Genomic DNA, 22,934 nt, shown 5'->3' with positions numbered 1-22,934 from the left:
CATTTCCTGGCTTGAGGCCCTGGATAGGCCGTCTCCAGGCCGTGTGATTGGGACCTGAGACGCCAGCAGCTCCAACGGCCGAGGGCCGGGTTGGTCACCACGACCACCCGGCCCTCGGCCGTTTGTGTCCCTGTCGGCACCGCTCGGTGACACTGAAGGTTCACAGTCTCTGCATGACCAACATCAACCTGCTCATCCCGTTGGGTGCATCTGCGATCGGTGCTCTGATCGCGCTCATCGGCGTTGTGGTCGGTCAACTGATGCAAGGACGGCGAGAGTTCAAGCTCCGCGAAACCCAGTGGGTGCGGGAAGACCGCCACAGATTCACTGACCAGAAGCGAGATCTGTACGCCGACGTACTTGCGACCGTCGACAAATGGCAGCGCGACCTTCGGAAGTTCCAGCACTACATGATCATCGGGCGATCCCCATCTCCGAAACTGTGGAGTCACTGGGTCAATGCGAAGTCCGCCGGTGACATCGACCGTCGACAGATGGATCTCCTTCTGGGACGCGTGCGCTTGCTGTCGCCTCAGACCGCACCATCGGTTCTCACCCACGTCGAGAAGCTCGACATGATGACCGGCTACGTCGCCTTGAAGCAGGAGCCACCGGAGCAAATCTCCTGGCCGATGATCGAATCCAGTCTCGACGACCTCACTGCCACGCTGGCGCGTGACCTCGCCGATGGCGAGTAACGCCAGCGCTCTGGTCAAGCCGCTTTCCTCTTAGTGCTGCTGAATACACGATCAACGGCACCACGAGTGCGCTCATGGCTGGATGGCATCAGGTGCGTGTACACCCGCAGTGTGAACGCCGGGTCAGCATGCCCGAGGAACTCGGCCAGTGCCCGGATACTGATCCCGTCATCGAGCAGCAGCGAGGCGAAGAAGTGCCGCAGAGCGTGAAACCCGTCAGCCCGCTGCGGGTTCTCCACGCCGGCTTCCCGCAGAGCTGGCTTCCACACGTGGTGGTTGAACGAGTGCCGGTAGATCGGCTTCCGCTCCCGCGTGTACAGCAGCAGGTTCACCGTCACCAGCTTGCCGTCCGGTTCCTCCCACGGCAGCGTCACCGGCAGTGGCTCGAACTTCTCGCTGTGCGCCTTGATCGCGGCATTCCCGGTCGCGGATAGCGGCACCTCCCGGACCTTCCGGTGCTTGGGCAGCGCGAACACCAGGCGTCCCCGGACGATCTTGATCTGCCGCTCGACCCTCAGCTTCTGGCCATCCTCGGTGACGTCAGTCGGCGAGAGCCCGAACACCTCACCCTGCCGGAGCCCGCACCCAGCCCCAGCGTCGATCATGACCCGGTACCGCTCCCCGAGCTTGGCCCGCACCGCGTGCACCCGCTGCTCCGGCCACGGCACCACCTTCGGGTACTCGCCCCGCGGCTTCGTCACCGACTTCGCGTTGCACGGGTTCTTCGTGATCCGCTCATCGTCGATCGCGGCCGTGAAGATTGCCGAAACGTTGGCGAAGATCGTCCGCCGGTACGTCTCGGCAAGCCCCTTCTTCTGAAGCTCCCGGTCCCACTCCTGGATGTGCGACGGCAGGATCGCCCGGATCTCCTTGTCCCCCAAGTACGGGAACACATGCAGCTTGAGCCGGAACTCCGTCCCCTCCCGGCTCGACTCATCGAAGGTCCGCGAGTTCAGCCAGTCCTCACCGAGCTTCCGGAACAGCACCCGCCCCTTGTCCGGATCGAGGTACGTCCCCTTGTGCTTGTCGTTCTCGACCTGGTGCAGAAACGCCTGTGCCAGTGCGAGTTTCCCGTTCGGGAAGGTCTTGCTGCGCTCGTTCCCGTCCGGGTCGAGGTAGCGCACCTTGTACCGCAGGCCGACGCCGTGCAGATCGGTCTTCACCTTCACCGGCTTGCCCTTGGCATCAAGCACCGGCTTACCGGTCACCGCGTCCTTCTCGACCTTGAACCAGCGGTCCTGAATGTGCCCCATGGCAGTCTTCTCCCCTTGGCCCAGCAGCGAATGTGGTCAGGCCGCGTCGTTCTGGCCGAGCCCGTCGAACCACCGGCGGACCTGCACCGGGTCCCAGCGCAGGTGCTTCCCAACCCGCCGAGCGGGCGGCCCGTAGCCGGTCTTGCGCCAGCCCCGAATCGTGTGCACCGGAATATCGAGGAACGCCGACAAGTCCTGGACGCTCCACAGCCGGTCGTTGCTGTTACCCATCACCGCCCCCTATGCCGCTGCCGGTCGAGTTGCCGAAAGATCCGGCGCTGCGGCGACTCCCCGGCCGCCAACTGCGCCAGCGAGTACTGGGCCTTCCACCTCAGCCGCTCCGCCACCGAGTGCATAAGCAGGTGCGCCCGGGGAGGCACGTCCGGGTCACCAGGGGCGACCTTCTGCCAGACCACCTGACTGGTGTCCCGGTCCGTCTCCGGCGTGACACCGATGTCCAGCAGCAGTTGCCGAACGAACTGCTGCCGGTCGTGGCGGTGATCGCCTAGGGACTTGCCCGACCACTTCCGCGACACCAGCACCCGCCGCCCCGGCAGCCCGCGCGTGGACCGCCGGTGGGCCTTGCCCTTGCAGCGCCCCGGCGTGAGGTTCATCCGCGCCCCGGCGGGTTGGATGCCGTAGAGCAGCCAGACCGCGCAGCGCGGCGAGCACGGGGTGATCGCCAGTTCAGCATGCAGGCGGTCGGCGTGCCGCCGCTGGCGTTCGGTGGCCTCTTCGTGGCACTCGCTGATGGACTTGGTGAGGTACTTGGTCAGGTAGCCGATGTGCCGCCCGGCTTCCTCGGTCCCGCCGAGGATGCCCTTGGAGTGCATCTGCCTCCCGAACCGCACCACATGCGCCGGGTCCGATGCGTCCGGGCCGGGGAGGGCTTCCTCCCAGGTCGGCAGGACTTGGCGGGTGGTCGGGTCAACGAAGCCCTTGGCTCGGTCGCACCACACCGGCGCCGTCTCCCCGGGGTAGACCAGCTCGTCATGCTTCGGCCACCAGACCTGGTGATAGGTCCCGGCGGTGACCAGTCGCAGCAGGTCATGCGGGATCGCACCCCGGATTGCCGCGTGCCAGTGGGGCGCCAGCCTGCGTTGGGGTTCGACGGTGGAGAAGTACTGCACGTCGTAGCCCACCGCGCGCCGCAGGTTCTGCACCCACCGGTCCAGGAGCGCGGCGAAGTGCACCGCGTCCCGCGCGGCACGCCGGTAGTCGTAGCTGTCGGGGTCCACGGGGGTGCCGTCCTCCCGCACCCGCCCGTAGGAGTCCAGGGTCAGGGTGAGGAACATCGACGGGCGGAACCATCCGGCGAACTCCCGGCCCACGGTGTGCCGGGAGACCCGCCGGCGGGGCAACTCCGGCACGTCCTGCTTACGCCGGGTCGAGCGCTTGACCGGCTTGGACAGGGGTGGGTCCAGCGCGGGGAGCTTGCCCCGCACACCACCGTCCCGCAGCTCCGCATCCACGGCCGCGACGGCTTCTCGCAGTTCCTCCATCCCGCTCTCATCGCCCTCGGCCCGAGCGGCCTGGTAGTCCGCCCACAGGGTCGCCCGCAGTTCGGTCAGCGCGGCCTGGTCCACAGTCGGAGCGTTCGGACTGAAGTCGGGTTCGTCGGCCAGGTGCCAGCCTTCGCGGCACTGGGCCATCCGCAGCTTGCGGGCCTTGTCCGCACACGGGGCGCAGACCGAGGCCACGGTGGAGCCGCAGGCCACCGGCAGCACATCCACCCGGCCGGTGGCGTAGTCCAGTCGCCGTTGCGCCAGCGGCCGGACGCACACGCCGTTGGTCTCCGCCAGCGAGCGCACCACATCCAGCGCGAGGGGCTGACGCATCCGCTCCGCTCGGGTCACGTGCTCGCTCACGCCGCCACCTCCCCGTCCACGTCGTAGCCGCTGCCGGGGAAGGGCAGAACTTCCGCGTGCACCGCGTCGCGTCCGGTGACGTAGTCGACCAGCCGGTGTAGATCGGCATCGGTGACGTGGAAGGCCCTGGCGCGCACCGGTTCCCGCCGCCCGTCCTCCTTCACCCACGCCACACCCGGGGTGCCCTCGCTGATCTCGTGAGCAGCGGCCCCGCGTTGCCGGACGCCCTCGCCCAGGACCATGTCGACCTGGGCGGCTTCATCCAGCCGCAAGGCGACCTTGGAGCCGAACAGGTGCCGGAAGGAGACGACTTCCTTCCGCGGGTCCTGGACGAGGCCGAGGACGGCGAAGCCGGGTGCGCGGCCCTGGGAGGCGATGGTCTGCACCGCCCGCGCCGCACGTTCCCGCAGCGCTTTGTCAGTTTGGTAGGCGATCACGTCGGCCAGTTCGTCGACCACGAGCAGGGTGAACGGTTCCCCGTTGCCGGGCTTCCAGCGCCGCAGCTGGCCCCGGTACCGCTGTGCCCGGTCCTTCAGCTCCGCCGCCAGCCCTTCCAGGAGTTCCACGGCTTCCAGGTCGTTGGTGTAGGCGAGCCGGTGGAACAGCTCCGGAGCCTGCCCCAGCTCCATCCCGCCCTTGGGGTCGATGCCCACCAAGCGCACCAGCCCGGCCCGGATCGCCGGGGCCACGGCCCAGAGCAGCGACCACATGACCGAGCCCTTGCCCGCCCCGGTCGAACCCACGATCAGCAGGTGGTTGCCCAGCAGCCGCAGCGTCAACGCCCGCCCGCTCTCCGTCCGCCCGACAACAAGGCGCTTGAGGTCAACCGCGGAATCCGTGGCCGCAAGTTCCGGCACCGGGATGGGCCGGACCAGCGGGTCACGGTGCACCAGGTCCAGTTCCAGCCGGCCGGGCTTGCGCACCCGCACCCGGCAGGAGGTCGCCCCGAAGGCATGCGCCAGGCCGGAGGCCCGCAGCTCCCACTGCTCCGGAGCCTGCCCCTTGACCATCCGCACCCGAACCCGATCCCGCCACCCATCAGCCCGGACGCGGCCGAGCTTGGGCCGGTACTCCGCACCCCGCACCGACTTCGTGAGATCAGCCAGCCGCATCACCGAACGCCATTGCCACCCGTAGACCGACCAACGCCGCCACTCGGTCCGGACCTCACACCAGCAGTAGCGCTCGAACGAGGGCCGATGTCCCCAGGCCCACCAGCCGAGCACGATGAGGGCCAGGGCGACGAACAGCCCGAGGTACCACCCGCCGAGGTGCCGGTAACCAGCCCAGACCACCAGCGCGCCGAACACCAGCACCGGGTAGCGCCCGACGATCCGTGCCGCCTGCACAACGAGCCAGCCAGCCGACCACACCAGCGCCACGGGCAGCAGCGCGAGCTTTGCCCAGCCCGGCAGCAGCGTCCACCAGGGCAGCCGAGGCCGGGTGATCTCCAACGCGGCTGGTTCAGCCAAGGGCTTGCGGGAGAAGGCGGCCATCACCGCTCACCGCCTTCGATGCAGGCGATACAGCGGAAGACCTGCGACCCGCCCACCACGTGCCCAGCAGGCCGGAACGCGGCCTTGCCGATCCCACACGCCTGGTTGCACCCCAGGCAAGCCAGTCCGCCAGCCTGAGCCTCGGTGAGCTTCATCCGCTGCACGGGTGCGCCATCGAGCCGCACCGGGTAGATCCCGGTCGTCTGCAACCGGGACAGCAGCCCGGACCAGACCTCGGCCTTGGACCGGCGAACCCGCCGCGCCACACCACTGTTCAGCAGGTCGGAGAAGTCCAGCGGGAGCCAGCCCTCGCACACCCCGCACTGGTCATCTCCAGGCAACATGCGGGCGAACTTCCCGCAGGTCGAGCACCGCCGTTGCCCTTTTCGAGGGACCCCATCTGCCGGGAAGTCTCCCGGACGCCGTACAGTCATCCTTGTTCACTTCCTGAGGTTGTGGACGGCACGAGAGCGGCGAGGTTCCTAGGCCGGTAGCCGCTCTTGTGTCCTTGTTCTCCTTGCGCCGCAACAAGACGTGCGGCATCGCCACGGCACCCACAGGCCCGTGTTTGTCCTTTATGGACTGTCCTAAGTAGACTCCTCGGCTACTCGCCCCGCTGAAGCTCGTGGCGACTCTGCGCCGCCGCCTCCTGCTGCCGCTGCCGGTTGGCCTGAGCGAGGTGGAGCGAGGCGACATGCCGGGCGTAGCGCTCCGTCAGCGCCGCGAACTCGCCGGCCAGGCGGACCAGTTCCCGCGCCACCAGCACGGCCTGCGCCGCACCGTCCGGTGTCTCCCGCACGGTGAAGGTCACGCCGCAGTGGCTGTCCGCGATCGCCAGCATGGGCTGGCCGGTCGAGAGCGTCAGCAGGGACACCGTGGTGCCCTCGTCCGGCACCACCGACACGTGGACCGTCATCCGCGCTCACCTGCCACTTCAGCCGGAACAGCCTCCCCGCTGACCACGGACGTCATCTCTTCGTACAACCGCTGGAAGTCGTCCCGGTCGAGCACGATCACGATCTTCTGCACCGGGCCGCCGAAGACGAGCAACAGGTTCTCGTCGTCCCAGGGCGCGACCCTGATCGAGGTGTCGTCGTAGATGGAGATGGTCATGTCCATCCCCAGTTCGTCCCGCGTGATGGGCATCGTCAGGCCGCCTTGCCGCCATCGGCGCCCTTGGCCGCGCCAGGCCGGGACGCCGAGGTCACCGCGGACTTGAACCCGGTCGCCCGGAACAGCCAGCCCTGGTACTTGAACTCGCCGTTGCCGGACAAGCGCGGCTCCACGGTCAGGCCGTCCAACTCGATCGGCCGCATGCCGGGCAGCACCTCCGGCGCGGGCGGCACCGGCTGCACGTCGGCGAGAAAGGTGATCTGGAAGGACGCGCGCTTGGCCTTCGTCTCGTCCGGGTCGGTCACGGTGCCGACCCACTGCCGCTTCCCGGTCACCGGGTCGACCTTCTGCCGGGGCGGCTTGTTCTTGTTCTCCTGGTACTCGAAGTCGGGCGCGATCTCGCCCACCAGGACGAGGCCCTTGCCGAACGCCTCATCGAATTCGATGGGGAACCGGTGCCCCCGTTGGATCGCCATGTTCGAGCCCTCCCTGTTCACTGGCCGTGTTGTCGGCCCCGTACCGCCAGGTCAGCGGCGCTTACTCAGGTTCGGCCCGGGTCCGTCCCGTCAAGATCGCGTCGCGCTCTCGTCTGCGACTTCTACCTCTCGCTTTGTCTCGTCTATGTCTCATGGCGGTGGTAGTCTCGTCGCGTCTCGTCTGCTCGGGAGGCTGACATGACGCCGCAGCCCACACTGCTGAAGTACCTGCTCCGCCAGCGCCACTTGCAGGGCTACCGCGCCTTCTGCAAGGAGTACGACCGGGTGGCCAAGAAGGTCGACCCGGACCTGCGCGGCAAGTACCCGAGCAAGGCCCAGTTCTACCGCTGGCTCTCCGGCGAGCTGATCGGCCTGCCCTATCCGGACCACTGCCGCATTCTCGAAGCGATGCTGCCCGGCCACGGCATCGAAGCCCTGCTGTCACCCCACGACCCGGACACCGCACCACCCATCCCGCAGGCCCCGCCGGCCGCCCTCCCCGCCGCTGGCGCGGGCACCGCACCGGTGATCCGCCCCGCGGCCACCGAGGTCGGTGAGATCGTCTCCACCTACCCGCACCGCAACGCCATCCCGTCCGAGCTGTGGGACCGGCTGACCGCGAACGCGACCGGGCACGTAGAGGTCCTGGTCCACGCCGCGCTGTTCCTCACCGAGCGCCCCACCTTCGTACGCAGCCTGGCAACCAAGGCCGCCAAGGGCGCCAAGATCCGCCTGTTGTTCGGCGACCCGGCCAGCCCGGAGGTCGCACTTCGCAGCGACGAGGAGGGCCTGGGCGCAGAGACCCTTGGAGGCCGCATCCGCAATGCGCTGGCCTTCTACCGGCCGCTGCAAGGAGTGGACGGCGTGGAGATCCGGTTCCACCGGACCACGCTCTACAACTCGATCTTCCGTTTCGACCACGAGATGATCGTCAACACCCATGTGTATGGGTTCCAGGGAGCACACGCCCCAGCGCTGCACCTGCGGAGCCAGCCCACACAGGGACTGTTCGACATCTATGCCGAGAGCTTTGAGACCGTCTGGAACCTGTCCACGCCCGCAGACTTCTGAAGGGGAACCAGTGGCACGCGTCGACTACTTCCACGACCCCAATGCCCCGAAGGCCAACAGCATCGCCGTCGCCGTCAGCGCCTTCGTCCAAGACGAATCTGGACGACTCCTGATGATCCGCCGCACCGACAATGATTTCTACTCCATCCCTGGTGGACAACTCGAACTCGGGGAGACTCTCACCGAAGCCACAATTCGCGAACTCGATGAAGAGACAGGGATTATCGTAGACATCGTAGAGCTAGTCGGAATTTATTCAAACCCCAATCATATTGTCGCCTACAGTGACGGAGAGGTCCGACAGGAGTTCTCCATCTGCTTTCGCGCCAATCCTGTCGGTGGAACTCTACGCACAAGTAGCGAATCCAAGGAAGTTTGCTGGGTCACCAGAGAAGAAGTAGGCAGCCTTAACATACATCCTTCAATTCGACTTCGGATTGAACACGGTTTCTCCAATCGAGACTCTCCTTACTACACATAGAAATCAGCACTACCACCCCCTGACGTGGGACACTAATTCGCGAAACATTTACACAGTTAGACATCAAACTCGCAATTGAGCTAATCTCGTAGACTTAGCAAAAAACAAAGGGGCAAATATTGGGATCCCTGGAAAGCGAACGTCCACGTCGAGCCCTAAGCACCTACAGGGCCGTGCTAATCGCCGTTGGCGCCGCAGCGGTCGGACTCCTTCTTCTTTGGATAGCAGGCACACTCGATGCAATCAAGAGTAATCCCGGGGCTCAAAATGTTGTGAATAACCTAGGGAGCGCCCTTATCACTGGCATGGCACTAGTTGTACTTTGGGAACTGGCCAGCAAACGTTCCTTCGCTCGCGAAGTCATCGAAATCACAGGCTCTGCGACCAATCTAGAAAGGTCCGGAATCATACGCGCGGGTACCGAGTACCTAAAAGACGCCGACTGGGATAATCTCTTTTCTCGAGCACGCGAACTTGATATATTTTTCGCTTACGGTCAAACTTGGCGCAATAGCAATTTGTCAAATTTGCGTGCGATCGCCAAGAAGAAGGACTGCCAGATCAGGGTATTTCTTCCTGACGCCGAGGACCCAGAAACGGTCAAGCAGTTCGCTGCGCGCATTATGAAAACTCCCGAGCGAACCGTCGATCTAATAGTCGAAGCCAAGGAAGACTTCGAACGTCTTTCGATGCAGGGTAGCGCTAACATATCTATCTACTACCGTCCCGGAACATTGCTCTACAGTGCATACAGGTTTGACAATACAGCGGTTGTTACACTTTACTCACACCATCAAGAAAGGGGAAGCGTACCGACAATCGTTTGCCAAGGCCCCGGCAGCCTGTACAGTTTCGTCCGAAATGACCTGGAATCTATCCGACAGCAGAGCAGGAAGGTATTTCCCTTGCCTAAGAATGAGGAGAGAGATGCCTGATCCTGAAATTGTAGAGGTAGATATCAACGAATGGCAGCTTAGAGCACTCACCAGCGCTGGATTGGTCGCTTGCGATATTGAAACAACCGGACTCGACTGGGCGACCGATCAGATTGCAACATGCCAAATCCATTCACCCATGACGGGAACTTTCGTCGCCCGAATCGGAGTCAATTCCCCATCCAACCTATGCCAACTGATCGCCGACCCCACCACGAAGAAGATCTTTCACCATGCGCCTTTCGATCTTCGCTTCATGGTAAGCAAGTGGGGCGTGAAGCCTGCCAATATCGCGTGCACAAAGGTAGCCTCCAGACTTCTCGATCCATATGGCGACAAGTCGACACACAGCCTTCAGTCGTTACTTGACAGAATTCTCGGCGTTCAAATCAGCAAAGATCAGAGGCTTAGCAATTGGCAAGCGGTCGAATTGTCGGCCGAACAGCTTGCTTACGCAGCCGCTGACGTCGAGTACTTAATTCCACTATACAAATCTCTGTCTTCCAGGCTTAACAAATCAGGCCTGAGTGATTTATTTGCGAAGTGCTGCTCCTTTCTGCCAACGCATGTGGATCTCCAGGTCCGCCGCTGGCCGGACGTATTCGCACACTAGTAATCCAGTTGGGAACGTTGCCGAGTTTGACTCTATGGAATCGAGTTTGACTCTATGGAATCAAGGCGCGCCGCCAGCGGCGCGCGGCGGGTGGTCGCCCTGGCTGCGCCGGGCGCACCCATCCGGGCACGGTCGCCATCCGCTCCGCTGCGGCGACCGGCCCGCCGCTGCGCCCGGCGACCCGTGCGACGATCCCGGCGCCGGTAGCCGCGCGCCGGCACCAGAGCCGAGCTGCCAGCACCACCAGACCGTCACGATCGCCAGCCCGGTCACCCTGCTCGACTGCTTCCGGCGATCGCTGCCGCGCCCGTGGACAGCTCGACCCGTGACCGGATCGACCAGCCCACCGGCTTGCCACCGGGCCACGTCGGCACGAGGTCGATGAGCACCAGGCCCTCACACAGCAACGGCCCTCACCCCGTGGTCGAACCGGGGTGAGGGCCGAGGCCGTCAGGCCGTCTCCAGGCCGTCTGAGGCCGACGAAGGTCAACCAACGACGACCAACATCGACAGAGAACCAGCAGGTCAGAACGGGTGCAGATGCAAGCGGCGCTGGTCAGGGACGGCCTGTGGCACTCCTACGACGTGTGATCCGCAGTAGCTGAACAACGGCCGAGGGCCGGGCCGGTCACCAAGACCGCCCGGCCCTCGGCCGTTTCCGCACGCCGCACGCTGACGGCTACCCAGCCAACAGGTCCCGGCAGATGCGGGGCAGCACCTCCCCGATCGGCTCCCGGATCACCTCGACCGCGTGCTCGTCATACGGCGTCGGCGCCGCGTTCACCACCACCAGCTTCGCCCCGCCGCGCACCGCCACCGCGCACAACGAGGCCGCCGGCTCCACCTGCAGCGAGCTGCCCACCGCCAGGAACACCTCGCTCGCCGCCGCCACCGCGCGGGCCTTGCCGATGACCTCGCTGTCCAGCTGCTGCCCGAACAGGATCACCGCCAGCTTCAGGATCCCGCCACAGTCCACACAGGACGGATCAGTCTCGCCTGCGCGGACCCGGTCCAGCACCTCGGGCGTGGGAGTCGTTGCGGCGCAACCACAGCAGACGGTCTGGTGCATGCTGCCGTGCAGTTCGAGCACCTTGCGAGCCGGTACCCCGGCGCGCTGGTGCAGGCCGTCGATGTTCTGGGTCAGGACTCGGACGGCGGGGCCGCCCGACAGGTCGGCGAGGGCCTGGTGGGCTGGGTTGGGCCGGGCGCGCCAGGCCGGGTGGTCCAGGTAGCGCTGCCAGAAGCGGTGGCGGATGTCCTGGTCGGTGAGGAAGTTCTCCAGGGTGAACAGGTTGGCGAGCTCGGGGTCGCGGGTCCAGATGCCGTCGGGGCCGCGGTAGTCGGGGATGCCGGAGTCGGTGGAGATGCCCGCGCCGGTCAGCACGGCGATTCGGCGCACCCCGCGCGCCCAGTCCGGTCGCAGCTCGCTCATGGCGACCGACCCTAGTCAAGCCTTGGCCGATCGGACGATCGATTTGTGGCGCAGACTGGGACCATGCGTCTCCCGCACGGCTCCACCAGCTTCAACGTCACCACCCCCGCATCGGACCCCACCCAGTTCCGTACCCTGTGCGAGGCGGTGGCGCGCGAGCTCGGCGCCCACGTCGAGGAGTTCCTCCTCCCCCACGCGACGCCGAACTACACCACCGCCCGGATCCGCGAGGGCGAGCGCCGCTTCGACCTGTTGTGCCACAACGCGCTTCACCTACTTGCCTTCGCCGAACCACCCGAGAACCCCGGCGCACCACCGGTCTTCCGCGACGAACCGCGCTGGGCGGCGACCCTGACCGCCTGGTCGAGCTTCCGCGTCTGCACCGCGGCAGAGCTGGACACCTCACTGTCCACAGTGGACCTCAGTGAGCTGAACGTCCACGAGCACAAGCAGATCAGCTACTGGCGACCGGCGACCGTCGGCGAGCTGACCTTCAACCACTGGGACTGACCGGTCAGCCCAGAGGCGGCAGCATGGCCTGGGCGTCCGCGCCGTTCATCCACAGGCCGATGGCGAAGGCGGCGGTGGCCTCCAGCAGGGCGGCCCTGGACAGTGGGCCGGCCACCACCGGCGTGCAGCCCAGGTCCCGGACCAGGCTCCCGGCCCGGTCCAGGGACTCCGGGTGGTCGCCGCACAGGGGGACCAGGACCGGGCGGGCGGCGAAGGCCGGTGGGGTCATTCGCCAGATGTCGACGTGGCACAGGTTGAAGGCCTTCACCACGTGGGCGCCCGTGGTGGCGAGCTGTTCGGCCAGGGAGGCGCCGTCGGTGGTGAGGGTCCAGTCCGGGCCGACCGGGTTGGCGCAGTCGATCACGGTGCGACCCGGTGGCAGGTCGGCCGCGGTCAGCACGTCCAGGGCCGCGGCGGCCGGCACGGCCAGCAGCAGGACCTCGCCGAAGGCGGCGGCCTCGGCGTAGTCGCCGGTGCGAGCGCCCAGGCGGGTGGCCAGCGGGGCCGGGTTGGTGCGGGTGGCGATCATCAGGTCGTGGCCCTGGCGGGCCCACTGGGTGCCGAGGGCGTCGGCCATGCCGCCCGCGCCGAGGATGCCGATGCGCATCGTGTTGCCTTCCGGTTGGAGTTCCACTGCCGGAACGGTAGGAAGGGCGATGGGCACCGAACGGTGTGCGACGGCTCGGGCAGGCTGGGGCGGTGTTCATGGCGGAGCGGGACTACCTGGCCGACTGCCGGGCGCGGCTGGCCTTCGACCTGATGGCCAACACCTGGAACCCGGTGGTGCTGTGGGCGCTGCGGCACGGGCCGCGGCGGCCGGTGCAGCTGCGCCGGGAGATCGGCGGCATCCGCACCAAGGTGCTCACCGAGACCCTGCACCGGCTCGCCTACAACGGCCTCATCGCCAGGGACAGCTACCGGGAGGCGCCGCCGCGGGTGGAGTACCGGCTGACCGAGCTGGGCCGCAGCCTGCTGGGGCCGATCGAGGCCTTCGGCGCGTGGGCACATCAGCACGGCGACGAGGTCATGGCGGCGCAGGAGAGCTTCGAGCAGCTCAGCGGTTAGACAGACCGAGGGCCGGGCAGCGTGTCGCCGCCCGGCCCTGGGACTCCTCGAGTCAGCGGGTCAGGACTGGTGCTCCCGGCGCTGGGCCTCCGCCTGTGCCCGTTCCTTGCGGGCGCGCGCGGCCTCGGCCAACAGCATGGGCGAGGGGGCACGGTGCACCGGCGATGTGCGAGTGGCCTGGTCACCGGCGGCCCGTGGCGACTGCCCGTTCTGCTCGACCATTACGTCCTCCTCCAGCCGGGTACTAACCAACTGCCCACGAGGCTAGGCCGCTCCGCGTCACCCCATCAGGCGAATCTGGGATAGCGGAGAGTTTCGGAATCGTTTCCGAAGAGTCGGAAAGTGATCGTAAACACGCAGTTGACCAGCACTTTTGGCCGAAAGTCAGGGGTCCGTCCGACCTACTGGAGTTGCTCCAGATGTATGGACAAGATCTTCAGAATTCGCCCTCTTCCTCGTCGTCCTCGGCGTCGGAGAGGTACAGGTCGACCGAGAACGGGCAGGGCAGGCCGGCCAGCCGGGCGGTCAGCTCCGGGGCGAAGGTGAGCTGGCCCTGGCCGTTGGTGGCCTCCACCGTGCACCACACGTCGACCTCGTAGTCCCCGGCCAGCCCGGCGAGCGTGCCGAGCTTTCCGTCCAGCTCCGCCAGCAGCCACTCCAGGTGCGCCGAGAGCGGCTCCTCGGGCTCGGCCTCGCTCTCCAGCAGCCACATGGACTGCTCCCGAGGGGTCGAGATGCTCTTGCCGATCGGCTCACCGCGCTCGGCCGAGGTGGTCGGCTCCAGGTCAAGGGCCTCGGTGACCGCGGCCGCGGCCGCCTTGGTGCTGAACAGTCGCAGGGACGCGCTGGCGCGGGCGATGGCCACTCTCAACTCCTCGGGACGGTGCCTTCATCCTGGCAGACCAGCGGGCGCGCTCAACCGCCGAGCAGGGCATCCCTGGTGACCTCGAGCTGGCCGTGGTGCTGGGCCAGCTCCTCGTAGACGTGCTGCAGCGCCGCGCCCTGGCTGATCCCGCCGGGGTAGTTCCGCCAGTGCGGCGGCGGCTCCCGCCGGACCGGCGCGCTGAACTCGGCCGCGGCCACGTCGGCGGCGAACCGGGCGCGCACCGCCGCGGTCCGCTCGACCAGCTCGGCCACCGGCCCGGCCGCGGTGAACTCCGCCGTCCGGTCCCGGCGCACCTCCCGCCCGGCCACCACCTGCCCGCCCCAGAACTCGACCACGCCCAGGCAGTGGGTGAGCACCTGGTACGGCGTGTTCGCCCCGGGCAGCGCCGGCTTGCGGTTGGCCAGCTCGTCGCCGAGGCCGAGCAGGATGCCGGTCATCCCGTCCAGTGCCCGGTCGACGAAGAACAGGTAGTCCGCCTGACTGATCACGCTCGTGCCTCCCCGCACTCCGGCTCCACGGCGAGTAGCTTGCCAGGCGTGACCGACAGTCTCCGCGAAGACGAGCCCGATGTGCCCACCCGCATTGTCAGCCACTTCTACGACAACCTCGCCGACGCGGTCGAGTCCCTGGAGGCCGCCGAGCGGCTCGGACTCGGCGTGACCGTGCGCAACCGCGTGGTCCTGCAGAGCGCCCCCGACGACGGCGGCGAGGTGCTGCTGGAGGAGTGGGTGGTCGACGTCTACGACGCCCCGCCCATGGAGGACGACGAGGACGACCTCCCCGAGGAGGACGACGAGGAGATCGCCGTGCCTGCCGGGGAAGCCGCCCCGTAGCTCAGCCGACGGTCAGGACGAGCTTGCCGCGGACGTGCCCCTGCTCCAGGAGGCGGTGCGCCGCGGCGGCTTCGGCCAGCGGGAAGCTCTGCTGGATGTCCACCCGCAGCCGCCCGCTCGCGGCCAGGTCGCCGAGGTAGGTCAGCTGGGCCCGGTCGGCCTGGGCGAAGACGTACCGGCCGCCCTGGGCCAGCACCTCGGCGCCGACGATCGAGGAGTGCCGGGCCGGGTCCCTGACCAGGCGCGGCGAGTCGGCCAGGGCCTGGCCGCCGACCAGGTCGACGACCGCGTCCACCTTGCCGTCGCCACCGAGGAGCCCGGCCACCCGCTCCACCAGGCCCTCGCCGTAGCTGACCGGTTCGGCGCCCAGTTCGCGCAGGTAGTCGTGGTTGCGCGGGGAGGCGGTGCCGAGCACCCGCTTGGCGCCCAGCTCCCTGGCCAGCTGCACCGCGACGTGCCCGACCCCGCCCGCGGCGGCGTGCACCAGCACGGTGTCGCCGTCACCGACCCCGGCCGCGGTCAGCGCCTGCAACGCGGTCAGCCCGACCAGCGGCAGCGCGCCCGCGGTCACCCAGTCCAGGCCGGCCGGCTTGCGCACGATGGCGCGCTGCGGGGCGGCCACCTGCTCGGCGTAGGCGCCGTGCTGCACGCTGTCCTTGCGGATGTAGCCGAAGACCTCGTCACCGGGGGCGAACTCGGTGACGTTGGGGAACACCGCGGTCACCACCCCGGCGAGGTCCCAGCCGGGGATGAGCGGGAAGTGGTGCGGCAGCACGCCCCGCAGGTGGCCCTGGCGGATCTTGAAGTCCACCGGGTTCACCCCCGCGGCACGCACCTGGACCAGTGAGTTCTCCGGACCGAGGATCGGGTCCGGCAGCTCCTGGAGGCGCAGCACCTCTGGTCCGCCGAACTCCTCGAACGCGATTGCCTTCACCGTCAGGAATCGTAGAACAGCCGCTCCACCACCGCTCGGGCCCGACGGGTGACCCTGCGGTACTCGTCGACGAACTCCCCGGGATCGGTCGCGGCCGGATAGCCCATGGCGCGGGCCACCGCGGCCAGCTCCCGGCCCTGCCTGGGCAGCTGGTCGGTGGGTTTGCCGCGCACCAGGGTGGCCGCGTTGCGGGCGCGGGTGGCCATGTTCCAGGCCGCCAGCAGCGCGGCGGTGTCGGCGGGCTGGACCAGTCCCGCGGTCTCCGCGGCGGCCAGTCCGTCCAGTGTGGACGGTGTGCGGAGCTCGGGCACGGCGTGCGCGTGCTGGAGCTGGAGCAGCTGGATGGTCCACTCGATGTCGGCGAGCCCGCCGCGGCCGAGCTTGGTGTGCGTGGCCGGGTCGGCGCCGCGGGGCAGCCGCTCGGCGTCCACCCTGGCCTTGATCCGGCGGATGTTGAGCACGCTGGCGTGCTCCAGCCCGGCGGCCGGGTAGCGCACCGGGTCGATCATCCGCTGGAACCGTTGGCCCAGTTCGGGATCGCCCGCCACCGGCCGGGCCCGCAGCAGCGCCTGCTGCTCCCACACCTCGGCCCACTGGGTGTAGTAGGCGCGGTAGGAATCCAGGGTGCGCACCAGCGGTCCGCTGCGCCCCTCGGGCCGCAGGTCGGCGTCGACCTGGAGCGCCGGGTCCTGGCTGGGCGCGCCGAGCAGCCTGCGGACCAGCTCGGCGACCGCGGACGCGTACCGGACGGCCTCGTTGTCCGCTGCTCCGGCGACGGGTTCGCACACGAACAGCACGTCGGCGTCGGAGCTGTAGCCGAGCTCCGCACCGCCGAGGCGGCCCATGCCGATCACCGCGATCGTGGCCGGCCGCGAGCCGCGTTCGGCGGTGACCGCGCGGCAGGCCGCGTCCACCGCGGACTCCAGCACCGCCACCCACACGCTGCTCAGCGCGGCGCACACCGCGGGCAGCGCCAGCTCGCCGAGCAGGTCCGCGCAGGCCACCCTGAGCAGCTCGTGCCTGCGCATCGACCGGGCCGCGGTGACCGCGGTGACCGGGTCGGTGTAGCGGGAAACGGTGCTGCGCAAGGAGGTCGCGACCTCGGCGGGGTCGCGCCCGGCCAGCGCGGGGGTGTCGGCGAGCAGCCGCAGCACCTCCGGCGCGCGCACCAGCAGGTCCGGCACCACCCGCGAGGTGCCCAGCAGGAAGGCCAGCCGCTCGGCCACCGCGCCCTCATCGCGCAGCAGCCGCAGGTACCAGGGCGTGGTGGCCAGCGCCTCGGACACCCGGCGGTAGGCGAGCAGCCCGCCGTCCGGATCGGGGCTGTGCGCGAACAGGTCCAGCAGCACCGGCAGCAGCGCGCCCTGGATCGCGGCCCGCCGGGACACCCCGTTGGTCAGCGCCTCGATGTGCCGCAGCGCGCCGTCCGGGGCGGCGTAGCCGAGCGCGGCCAGCCGCAGCGTGGCCGACTCGGTGGACAACCGCAGCCCCTCGCTGGGCACCCTGGCCACCGCCTCCAGCAGCGGCCGGTAGAACAGCTTCTCGTGCAGCCGCCGCACCCGGTTGCAGTGCGAGCGGAACTCGGCCTGCAGCACCGAGCCGGAGCTGCGCCGCCCGTCCGGCCGGACCCCGGCGGCCCTGGCCAGCCAGCGCAGCCCGGTCCGGTCGTCGTCGGCGGGGAACAGGTGGGTGCGCCGCAGCCGTTGCAGTTGCAGGCGGTGTTCCAGGGTGCGCAGGAACCGGTAGGACTCGGCCAGCCCGGCCGCGTCCGCCCGCCCGACGTAGCCGCCGTGCCCGAGCACCCGCAGCGCGTCCATGGTGGAGAGCACCCGCAGCTCGGCGTCGCCGCGCCCGTGCACCAGCTGCAGCAGCTGCACCGCGAACTCGACGTCCCGCAGCCCGCCCCGGCCCAGCTTCAGCTCCCGGTCGCCGAGCCCGGCTGGCACGTGCTCCTCGACCTTGCGCCGCATGGCCTGCACGTCGACGACGAAGTGGTCCCGGTCCCCGGCCGACCACACCATCGGCGCGAGCGCGTCCACATAGGACTGTCCGAGCTCGGCGTCCCCGGCCACCGGCCGCGCCTTGAGCAGCGCCTGGAACTCCCAGGTCCGCGCCCACCGCTTGTAGTAGGCGACGTGCCCGTCCAGGGTGCGCACCAGCGCGCCGGCCTTGCCCTCCGGCCGCAGCGCCGCGTCCACCTGGAAACACGCCTCGCCCGCCACCCGCATCAGCGCCGCGGCCAGCCTGGTGGCCAGCCCGGCATCGCCCTCGGCGACGAAGATGACGTCCACATCGCTGACGTAGTTGAGCTCGCGCGCCCCGCACTTGCCCATCGCGATCACCGCGATCCGGCAGGGCATCTCCACCGCGTCGGCAGGCACGACCTCCCGCACGCCCACGGCCAGCGCAGCCTGCAACGCGGCCCCGGCCAGGTCGGACAGCAGCGCCGCGACGGTCTCGTAGGACACCTCGGGCGCGGTGCCGTCGACGGTGGGCGCGAGGTCGGCGGCCGCGATGCGCACCAGCTCCAGCCGGTAGGCCTCGCGCAGCGCCCGCACCGCCTCCGCACCGCGCAGCTGGGCGCGCCACACCGGCTCGGCTGAGTCGGCGCCGACCGCGGCGAGCAGCCGCCCGGTCAGCTCGGCGACCTCGGGCAGCGGCACGTCCAACGCGCCGTCCAGCGCGTCCAGCCGGGCCGGGTCGGCGATCAGGAAGTCGGCCAGCGCGCTGGAGGCGCCGAACACCGCGAACAGCCGGGCCCGCAGCCCGGCCTCGGTGCGCAGCCGCTCGTCCAGCACCGGCCAGCCGGTGCCGAGGGCCTCGCGCAGCCGGACCAGGCTGCGCAGGGTCAGGTCGGGATCGGCGCTGCGGGACAGCGCGGCGAGCTTGGTCTCCGCGCCGGGCCTGCCCCACCAGCCCACCTCGCCGAGCAGGTCCGCCGCGCGCGGATCGGTCAGCCCGAACCGCGCGGGCGAGGGGGTGGCCCTGGGATCGGTGAAGGTCATCCGCTACACCAGCGGCAGCCGGCGACCGGGCGCCGCCGCACTCAGCTCACCCGAGGCCAGCTTGACGAACCGCTCGGTGAACGGCTGCCACACCTCGGCCAGGTCCTGGTGCCGCTCCACGAGGTGTTCATATTCCAGGTGACCGCGCGGCGCGAACGCGGCCTCCTCCGGCGAGTGCTCCGCCCAGCGTCGCACCAGCTCAGGCGTGGTCTCGATGTGGAACTGGAGCCCGTAGGCGTTGTCCCCGACCCGGAATGCCTGGTTCGGGTACTTCGGCGAGGAAGCCAGCAGCGTGGCCCCGCCGGGCAGGGTGGCGATCTCGTCGGAGTGGTACTGCAGCACGTCCGGCGTCATCGGCATCGGCCCGAACAGCGGGTCCTGCGCCGCCGCGTCCCGCTTGGCCACCAGCAGCGTGCCCACCTCCGGCCCGGCCTCCCCCGGCCGCACCTGTCCCCCGGTGGCCGCCGCCAGCAGCTGCCCGCCGAGGCAGATGCCCAGCACCGGCACCCGCCGCGCCACCGCGTGCGCGAGCAGCGCCCGCACGTCCTTGAGCCAGGGGTGCTCGGCGTCGTCGTAGGCGCCCATCTCCCCGCCGAGGCACACCACCGCCCGGTAGCCGTCCAGGCTCGCCGGGATCGGTTCCTGCCCCGCGCGGACCAGGTGGATCTCGGCGCCGGCGTCCAGCAGCCAGTCGGCGAGCGGGCCGAGCGGATCCAGATCGGAAGGCTGGACAACAAGCACCGAGGTCATGCCAGAAAGCCTAGGCGCTGCCCGTCAACAAGCGCAGGCCACCGCCCGGTGGACATGATCACCCGGGCCCGCCGCCCCCTCCACCGGATACCCCGCCGCCATCCAGGCCCGAATCCCCCCGGACAACCGCTTCACCCGAAACCCCAGCCCCGCCAACCGCGCCGCCCCCTTGGTCGCCGCATTGCACTCGAAGCTCTCGCAGTAGCAGACATAGACCAGCCCCCGGTCCAGCCCCGCCGTGCTCTCCGCGGTCAGCTCGGCATACGGCAGGTTGACCGCCCCCGGAATCCGCGCGGCCGCGAACGCCTCCGCCCGCCGGCACTCCACCAGCACATACCCATCGGCCGTCCCCGCCACCAGATCCCGGTGCACATCATCCGGATCCGCCTCGAAGGCCAGCTCCGCGGCGAAGTGCGCGGCCGCCACCGCGGGCTCGGCCGGCGGAAAACGAAGTACGTTCGATGTGGTCAGCATGGGGAAAATTCTCGGGCAGTGGGACGCGCTCGAACATGGCCGCTTCCTGGTTCTAGCCTGGCTGTGCCTGTGTTTCCCCGCGAAAACCGAGCTTTGACGAGGGATATCGCCCGTGGACCTCGACGACCTGGACTGGCGCATCCTGGAACACCTCCAGCAGGACGGCCGGATGACCTTCACCGAACTGGCCCGCCGGGTCAACCTGTCCGCCCCAGCCACCACGGAACGGGTCCGCAGACTGGAGCAGCTGGGAGTGATCACCGGCTACGCCGCGGTGGTCGACCCCCAGCTGCTCGGCCTGCCCATTCAGGCCATCGTCCGGGTCAGGGTCCGGAGCCTGGACTCCCCGAGGTTCCGGGAGCGAGTGCTGGCCCTGCCGTCGGTGTGCGATGCCGACCACGTGACCGGCGACGACTGCTGGCTGCTGCGCGTGCGCTGCAAGTCCATGGGTGAACTGGAGGGCCTGGTCGACCACGCTCAGCAGTACGGTGAGACCACTACTTCACTGGTGTTCTCCTCCCACGTCCGCAACCGCCCCGTCAGCAGCCCCAGCTGAGAACTCGATCTCGCTGACATCCAGCACCGGCCGATACCCCAGCCGCGGATAGATCCGGTTCGGCACGGGATCCCCAAGATCGGTGAACAGCACCACATCGGTAGCCCCCTGCCGCACCGCCCACTGCGAGGCCGCCGCCGTAACCGCCGAGGCATACCCGTTGCCGCGAAACTCCTCCGGCGTGTACACGTACCGAATCCGCGCCATCCCCCCGCTGGGCACATTGGTGAACGCCACCGAGACAGGCACCCCATCCACCTCCCACAGGAAGTGCGGATCCCCAGCCGCCAACGCCGCCAACACCCCAGCCCGCTCATCAACGGTCGAGGCCCCAAACCCCGCCAGGTTGAACGCCTCCCGCCACCGCGCCAACAGCTCAAGGTCCCCCGGCCCGGCAATCCGAGCCGCCCCAACCACTTCCGGCATGACCAACTCCCCCAACCGGAACGTCCGCATCGCCGTCCGCACCCGCGAGGCACACCCGGTCCGCTCAGTCCAAGCCCGCGCGAACGCCTCAGCCACCTCCCGCGGCCCCGACACGAAGTTCAACTCCGGCACGTGCAAGGCCATCGCGTCCACGGTCGCGGGAACAGCCGCCAACGGCAGCCCACCAACAAGAACGGGCCAAGGCGGAGTACGCAGTGCCGCACCAACCAGCGCGCCGGAGTTGTCGTGCACAGTCAGCATCAACAGGCCGGCCCGATCAGTCTCGGTCCCCGCCAGCACCCGCTCCATGACGGTGATCGCCACGGTGTTGCGAACCGGATCAGCGAGAAAGTGCGGCCCCGCAACCTTCCAGAACAGCTCCACATTCCCGTGCACCTGCGCATCCATATACCCAGAGTGCGCCGCCCCCGAGACCAGTGCGACCGATTTTGCGGCCCTGCCAGGGGAGGGACGGACCACCGGGAGATAGGGCTGGGAAGCGGGGGGCGGCACGGCTCAGGAAGCCGGGCCCAAAGCCGGCCAGTCGGCGGGGCGCGGGGAGCGGGGAGCGGACGGGGACGGGGACGGGACGAGAGGGGCGCGCCGGGTGCCGGGTGCCGGGTGCCGGGTGCCGGGTGCCGGGTGCCGGGTGCCGGGTGCCGGGTGCCGGGTGCCGGGTGCCGGGTGCCGGGTGCCGGGTGCCGGGTGCCGGGTGCCGGGTGCCGGGTGCCGGGTGCCGGGTGCCGGGTGCCGGGTGCCGGGTGCCGGGTGCCGGGTGCCGGGTGCCGGGTGCCGGGTGCCGGGTGCCGGGTGCCGGGTGCCGGGTGCCGGGTGCCGGGTGCCGGGTGCCGGGTGCCGGGTGCCGGGTGCCGGGTGCCGGGTGCCGGGTGCCGGGTGCCGGGTGCCGGGTGCCGGGTGCCGGGTGCCGGGTGCCGGGACAGCATGGCCCGTGGCAACTCTGGTTTGCGCGGGCCAGCACCACCCAGCGCCAGCCCACCTTCCGCGGGCGGTGTGGTCGATTTTGTTTGGGGCAGGGCGGCCGTACGCTGGAAGGCGATTGGGCAGGCCGCCAGGCCTGCCCCTTCCTGCCCAAAAGGCCGCCCCAGGGGCCCCAAACCAAATCGACCACACCGAACCAACCGAACCTCCAGCGCCACCCAGCGACACCAGTTGCCCCGACGCACACCAGCCAAACAAGCCTCGCCCGCAGGCACTTCGAACGCAAAAAAGCGTGTAGCCCGAAGACGAATCTTCGGGCTACACGTTCGGCGGCGTCCTACTCTCCCACACACTCACGCATGCAGTACCATCGGCGCTGGAGGACTTAGCTTCCGGGTTCGGAATGGGACCGGGCGTTTCCCCTCCGCCATAACCACCGAAACACTATGAAAAAACCAAACACTTCGTCAGTGGACGCTAGCTGGTTCTCTCAGAACCACACAGTGGACGCGTAGCAACTTTGTAATCAAGCCCTCGGCCTATTAGTACCCGTCAACTCCACACGTTACCGTGCTTCCATCTCGGGCCTATCAACCCCATCGTCTCTAGGGGGCCTTAACCACTCAAGGTGGTGGGAGACCTCATCTCGAAACAGGCTTCCCGCTTAGATGCCTTCAGCGGTTATCCCTTCCGAACGTAGCCAACCAGCCATGCTCTTGGCAGAACAACTGGCACACCAGAGGTTCGTCCGTCCCGGTCCTCTCGTACTAGGGACAGCCTTCCTCAAGTCTCCAACGCGCGCGGCGGATAGGGACCGAACTGTCTCACGACGTTCTAAACCCAGCTCGCGTGCCGCTTTAATGGGCGAACAGCCCAACCCTTGGGACCTACTCCAGCCCCAGGATGCGACGAGCCGACATCGAGGTGCCAAACCATGCCGTCGATATGGACTCTTGGGCAAGATCAGCCTGTTATCCCCGGGGTACCTTTTATCCGTTGAGCGACACCGCTTCCACAAGCCAGTGCCGGATCACTAGTCCCGACTTTCGTCCCTGCTCGACCCGTCAGTCTCACAGTCAAGCTCCCTTGTGCACTTACACTCAACACCTGATTGCCAACC

Annotated in this window: 27 protein-coding genes and 2 rRNA genes (1 of these 29 running past the window's edge); 9 read left to right on the top strand and 20 right to left on the bottom strand. The window is 68.6% G+C overall.

Annotated elements, in window-relative coordinates; translation table 11 throughout:
- The first annotated feature begins 173 nt into the window (after positions 1–173).
- On the top strand, positions 174–698 hold the full coding sequence (locus tag N8J89_RS09075; protein WP_283663890.1) for a hypothetical protein: 525 nt from the start codon (positions 174–176) through the stop codon (positions 696–698).
- Between the two features lie 14 nt (positions 699–712).
- Here N8J89_RS09075 and N8J89_RS09070 read toward each other — a convergent pair whose 3' ends face one another.
- From N8J89_RS09070 to N8J89_RS09035, 8 genes are all read right to left on the bottom strand, one after another.
- The gene (locus N8J89_RS09070; RefSeq protein WP_283663889.1) at positions 713–1,951 is read right to left on the bottom strand and encodes a tyrosine-type recombinase/integrase; all 1,239 of its coding nucleotides are present in this window, start codon (positions 1,949–1,951) and stop codon (positions 713–715) included.
- Between the two features lie 36 nt (positions 1,952–1,987).
- Positions 1,988–2,182, bottom strand: coding sequence for a helix-turn-helix transcriptional regulator (locus N8J89_RS09065; protein ID WP_283663888.1), 195 nt, complete (start codon positions 2,180–2,182; stop codon positions 1,988–1,990).
- On the bottom strand, positions 2,182–3,789 hold the full coding sequence (locus tag N8J89_RS09060) for a replication initiator (RefSeq protein ID WP_283666125.1): 1,608 nt from the start codon (positions 3,787–3,789) through the stop codon (positions 2,182–2,184). The genes N8J89_RS09065 and N8J89_RS09060 overlap by 1 nt, the downstream gene beginning before the upstream one ends.
- A gap of 26 nt (positions 3,790–3,815) precedes the next feature.
- A complete protein-coding gene (locus N8J89_RS09055; RefSeq protein WP_283663887.1) occupies positions 3,816–5,315 on the bottom strand; it encodes an FtsK/SpoIIIE domain-containing protein in 1,500 nt (499 codons plus the stop codon).
- A complete protein-coding gene (locus N8J89_RS09050; protein ID WP_283663886.1) occupies positions 5,315–5,659 on the bottom strand; it encodes a hypothetical protein in 345 nt (114 codons plus the stop codon). The genes N8J89_RS09055 and N8J89_RS09050 overlap by 1 nt, the downstream gene beginning before the upstream one ends.
- Before the next feature lie 260 nt (positions 5,660–5,919).
- Entirely contained in the window at positions 5,920–6,231 is a 312-nt protein-coding gene (locus N8J89_RS09045; protein ID WP_283663885.1) for a hypothetical protein, read from the bottom strand.
- Positions 6,228–6,461, bottom strand: coding sequence for a hypothetical protein (locus N8J89_RS09040; protein ID WP_283663884.1), 234 nt, complete (start codon positions 6,459–6,461; stop codon positions 6,228–6,230). Before N8J89_RS09040 ends, N8J89_RS09045 begins: the two co-directional genes overlap by 4 nt.
- 2 nt (positions 6,462–6,463) lie before the next feature.
- Entirely contained in the window at positions 6,464–6,904 is a 441-nt protein-coding gene (locus tag N8J89_RS09035; RefSeq protein WP_283663883.1) for a hypothetical protein, read from the bottom strand.
- Between the two features lie 198 nt (positions 6,905–7,102).
- Here N8J89_RS09035 and N8J89_RS09030 point away from each other — a divergent pair, with 198 nt between their 5' ends.
- The 4 genes from N8J89_RS09030 to N8J89_RS09015 all read left to right on the top strand — a co-directional run bounded on the left by N8J89_RS09030 (position 7,103) and on the right by N8J89_RS09015 (position 10,004).
- A complete protein-coding gene (locus N8J89_RS09030; RefSeq protein WP_283663882.1) occupies positions 7,103–7,975 on the top strand; it encodes a DUF5919 domain-containing protein in 873 nt (290 codons plus the stop codon).
- A 10-nt stretch (positions 7,976–7,985) separates the two neighbouring features.
- Positions 7,986–8,456, top strand: coding sequence for an NUDIX hydrolase (locus N8J89_RS09025; protein WP_283663881.1), 471 nt, complete (start codon positions 7,986–7,988; stop codon positions 8,454–8,456).
- A gap of 173 nt (positions 8,457–8,629) precedes the next feature.
- The gene (locus tag N8J89_RS09020) at positions 8,630–9,391 is read left to right on the top strand and encodes a hypothetical protein (protein WP_283663880.1); all 762 of its coding nucleotides are present in this window, start codon (positions 8,630–8,632) and stop codon (positions 9,389–9,391) included.
- Entirely contained in the window at positions 9,384–10,004 is a 621-nt protein-coding gene (locus N8J89_RS09015) for a ribonuclease D (RefSeq protein ID WP_283663879.1), read from the top strand. Before N8J89_RS09020 ends, N8J89_RS09015 begins: the two co-directional genes overlap by 8 nt.
- Positions 10,005–10,683: 679 nt before the next feature.
- Here N8J89_RS09015 and N8J89_RS09010 read toward each other — a convergent pair.
- A complete protein-coding gene (locus N8J89_RS09010; protein WP_283663878.1) occupies positions 10,684–11,436 on the bottom strand; it encodes an SIR2 family NAD-dependent protein deacylase in 753 nt (250 codons plus the stop codon).
- Between the two features lie 63 nt (positions 11,437–11,499).
- Between N8J89_RS09010 and N8J89_RS09005 the strand changes: the two genes are divergently transcribed.
- Positions 11,500–11,946 carry a hypothetical protein gene (locus N8J89_RS09005; protein ID WP_283663877.1) on the top strand — a complete coding sequence of 149 codons (447 nt, stop codon included), beginning with the start codon at positions 11,500–11,502 and terminating at the stop codon, positions 11,944–11,946.
- Between the two features lie 4 nt (positions 11,947–11,950).
- Here the strand turns inward: N8J89_RS09005 and N8J89_RS09000 are convergent, their stop codons facing one another.
- Positions 11,951–12,580, bottom strand: coding sequence for an NADPH-dependent F420 reductase (locus N8J89_RS09000; protein WP_349497456.1), 630 nt, complete (start codon positions 12,578–12,580; stop codon positions 11,951–11,953).
- Positions 12,581–12,651: 71 nt separating this feature from the next.
- Between N8J89_RS09000 and N8J89_RS08995 the strand changes: the two genes are divergently transcribed.
- Positions 12,652–13,011 (top strand): winged helix-turn-helix transcriptional regulator, encoded by a 360-nt coding sequence (locus N8J89_RS08995; RefSeq protein ID WP_283666123.1) that lies wholly within the window; start codon positions 12,652–12,654, stop codon positions 13,009–13,011.
- A gap of 60 nt (positions 13,012–13,071) precedes the next feature.
- On the opposite strand, the gene N8J89_RS08990 is transcribed toward N8J89_RS08995, so the two are convergent.
- The 3 genes from N8J89_RS08990 to N8J89_RS08980 form a co-directional block, all read right to left on the bottom strand.
- Positions 13,072–13,233, bottom strand: coding sequence for a hypothetical protein (locus tag N8J89_RS08990; RefSeq protein ID WP_252486815.1), 162 nt, complete (start codon positions 13,231–13,233; stop codon positions 13,072–13,074).
- Positions 13,234–13,447: 214 nt separating this feature from the next.
- On the bottom strand, positions 13,448–13,876 hold the full coding sequence (locus N8J89_RS08985) for a DUF4279 domain-containing protein (protein WP_283663876.1): 429 nt from the start codon (positions 13,874–13,876) through the stop codon (positions 13,448–13,450).
- A 50-nt stretch (positions 13,877–13,926) separates the two neighbouring features.
- Positions 13,927–14,385 carry a mycothiol transferase gene (locus N8J89_RS08980; protein ID WP_283663875.1) on the bottom strand — a complete coding sequence of 153 codons (459 nt, stop codon included), beginning with the start codon at positions 14,383–14,385 and terminating at the stop codon, positions 13,927–13,929.
- A gap of 48 nt (positions 14,386–14,433) precedes the next feature.
- Between N8J89_RS08980 and N8J89_RS08975 the strand changes: the two genes are divergently transcribed.
- Complete coding sequence (locus N8J89_RS08975) at positions 14,434–14,730, top strand: hypothetical protein (RefSeq protein ID WP_283663874.1); 297 nt, start codon at positions 14,434–14,436, stop codon at positions 14,728–14,730.
- 1 nt (position 14,731) lies between these two features.
- Here the strand turns inward: N8J89_RS08975 and N8J89_RS08970 are convergent, their stop codons facing one another.
- The 4 genes from N8J89_RS08970 to N8J89_RS08955 are packed head-to-tail and all read right to left on the bottom strand — an operon-like array spanning position 14,732 to position 19,893.
- A complete protein-coding gene (locus tag N8J89_RS08970; protein WP_283663873.1) occupies positions 14,732–15,664 on the bottom strand; it encodes an NADP-dependent oxidoreductase in 933 nt (310 codons plus the stop codon).
- A gap of 2 nt (positions 15,665–15,666) precedes the next feature.
- On the bottom strand, positions 15,667–18,669 hold the full coding sequence (locus tag N8J89_RS08965) for a bifunctional [glutamine synthetase] adenylyltransferase/[glutamine synthetase]-adenylyl-L-tyrosine phosphorylase (RefSeq protein WP_283663872.1): 3,003 nt from the start codon (positions 18,667–18,669) through the stop codon (positions 15,667–15,669).
- A 3-nt stretch (positions 18,670–18,672) separates the two neighbouring features.
- Positions 18,673–19,419, bottom strand: a complete 747-nt coding sequence (locus tag N8J89_RS08960; RefSeq protein WP_283663871.1) for a type 1 glutamine amidotransferase — start codon at positions 19,417–19,419, stop codon at positions 18,673–18,675.
- A 24-nt stretch (positions 19,420–19,443) separates the two neighbouring features.
- On the bottom strand, positions 19,444–19,893 hold the full coding sequence (locus N8J89_RS08955) for a rhodanese-like domain-containing protein (RefSeq protein ID WP_283663870.1): 450 nt from the start codon (positions 19,891–19,893) through the stop codon (positions 19,444–19,446).
- A gap of 112 nt (positions 19,894–20,005) precedes the next feature.
- On the opposite strand from N8J89_RS08955, the gene N8J89_RS08950 reads away from it, so the two are divergent.
- Positions 20,006–20,449: an Lrp/AsnC family transcriptional regulator gene (locus tag N8J89_RS08950; RefSeq protein ID WP_283663869.1), complete on the top strand. Its 444-nt coding sequence runs from the start codon at positions 20,006–20,008 to the stop codon at positions 20,447–20,449.
- Here the strand turns inward: N8J89_RS08950 and N8J89_RS08945 are convergent.
- From N8J89_RS08945 to N8J89_RS08935, 3 genes are all read right to left on the bottom strand, one after another.
- Positions 20,396–21,283 carry a GNAT family N-acetyltransferase gene (locus N8J89_RS08945; RefSeq protein ID WP_283663868.1) on the bottom strand — a complete coding sequence of 296 codons (888 nt, stop codon included), beginning with the start codon at positions 21,281–21,283 and terminating at the stop codon, positions 20,396–20,398. The genes N8J89_RS08950 and N8J89_RS08945 overlap by 54 nt on opposite strands.
- A gap of 855 nt (positions 21,284–22,138) precedes the next feature.
- Positions 22,139–22,255 (bottom strand): 5S ribosomal RNA (gene rrf / locus N8J89_RS08940).
- Between the two features lie 81 nt (positions 22,256–22,336).
- Positions 22,337–22,934 (bottom strand): 23S ribosomal RNA (locus N8J89_RS08935); it runs 2,514 nt beyond the window's last position.

It is taken from the genome of Crossiella sp. CA-258035 (genome assembly GCF_030064675.1).
GTDB lineage: Bacteria > Actinomycetota > Actinomycetes > Mycobacteriales > Pseudonocardiaceae > Crossiella.
Note: the sequence above shows the minus strand (reverse complement) of the source record. Positions and strands in the feature narration are given on the sequence as shown.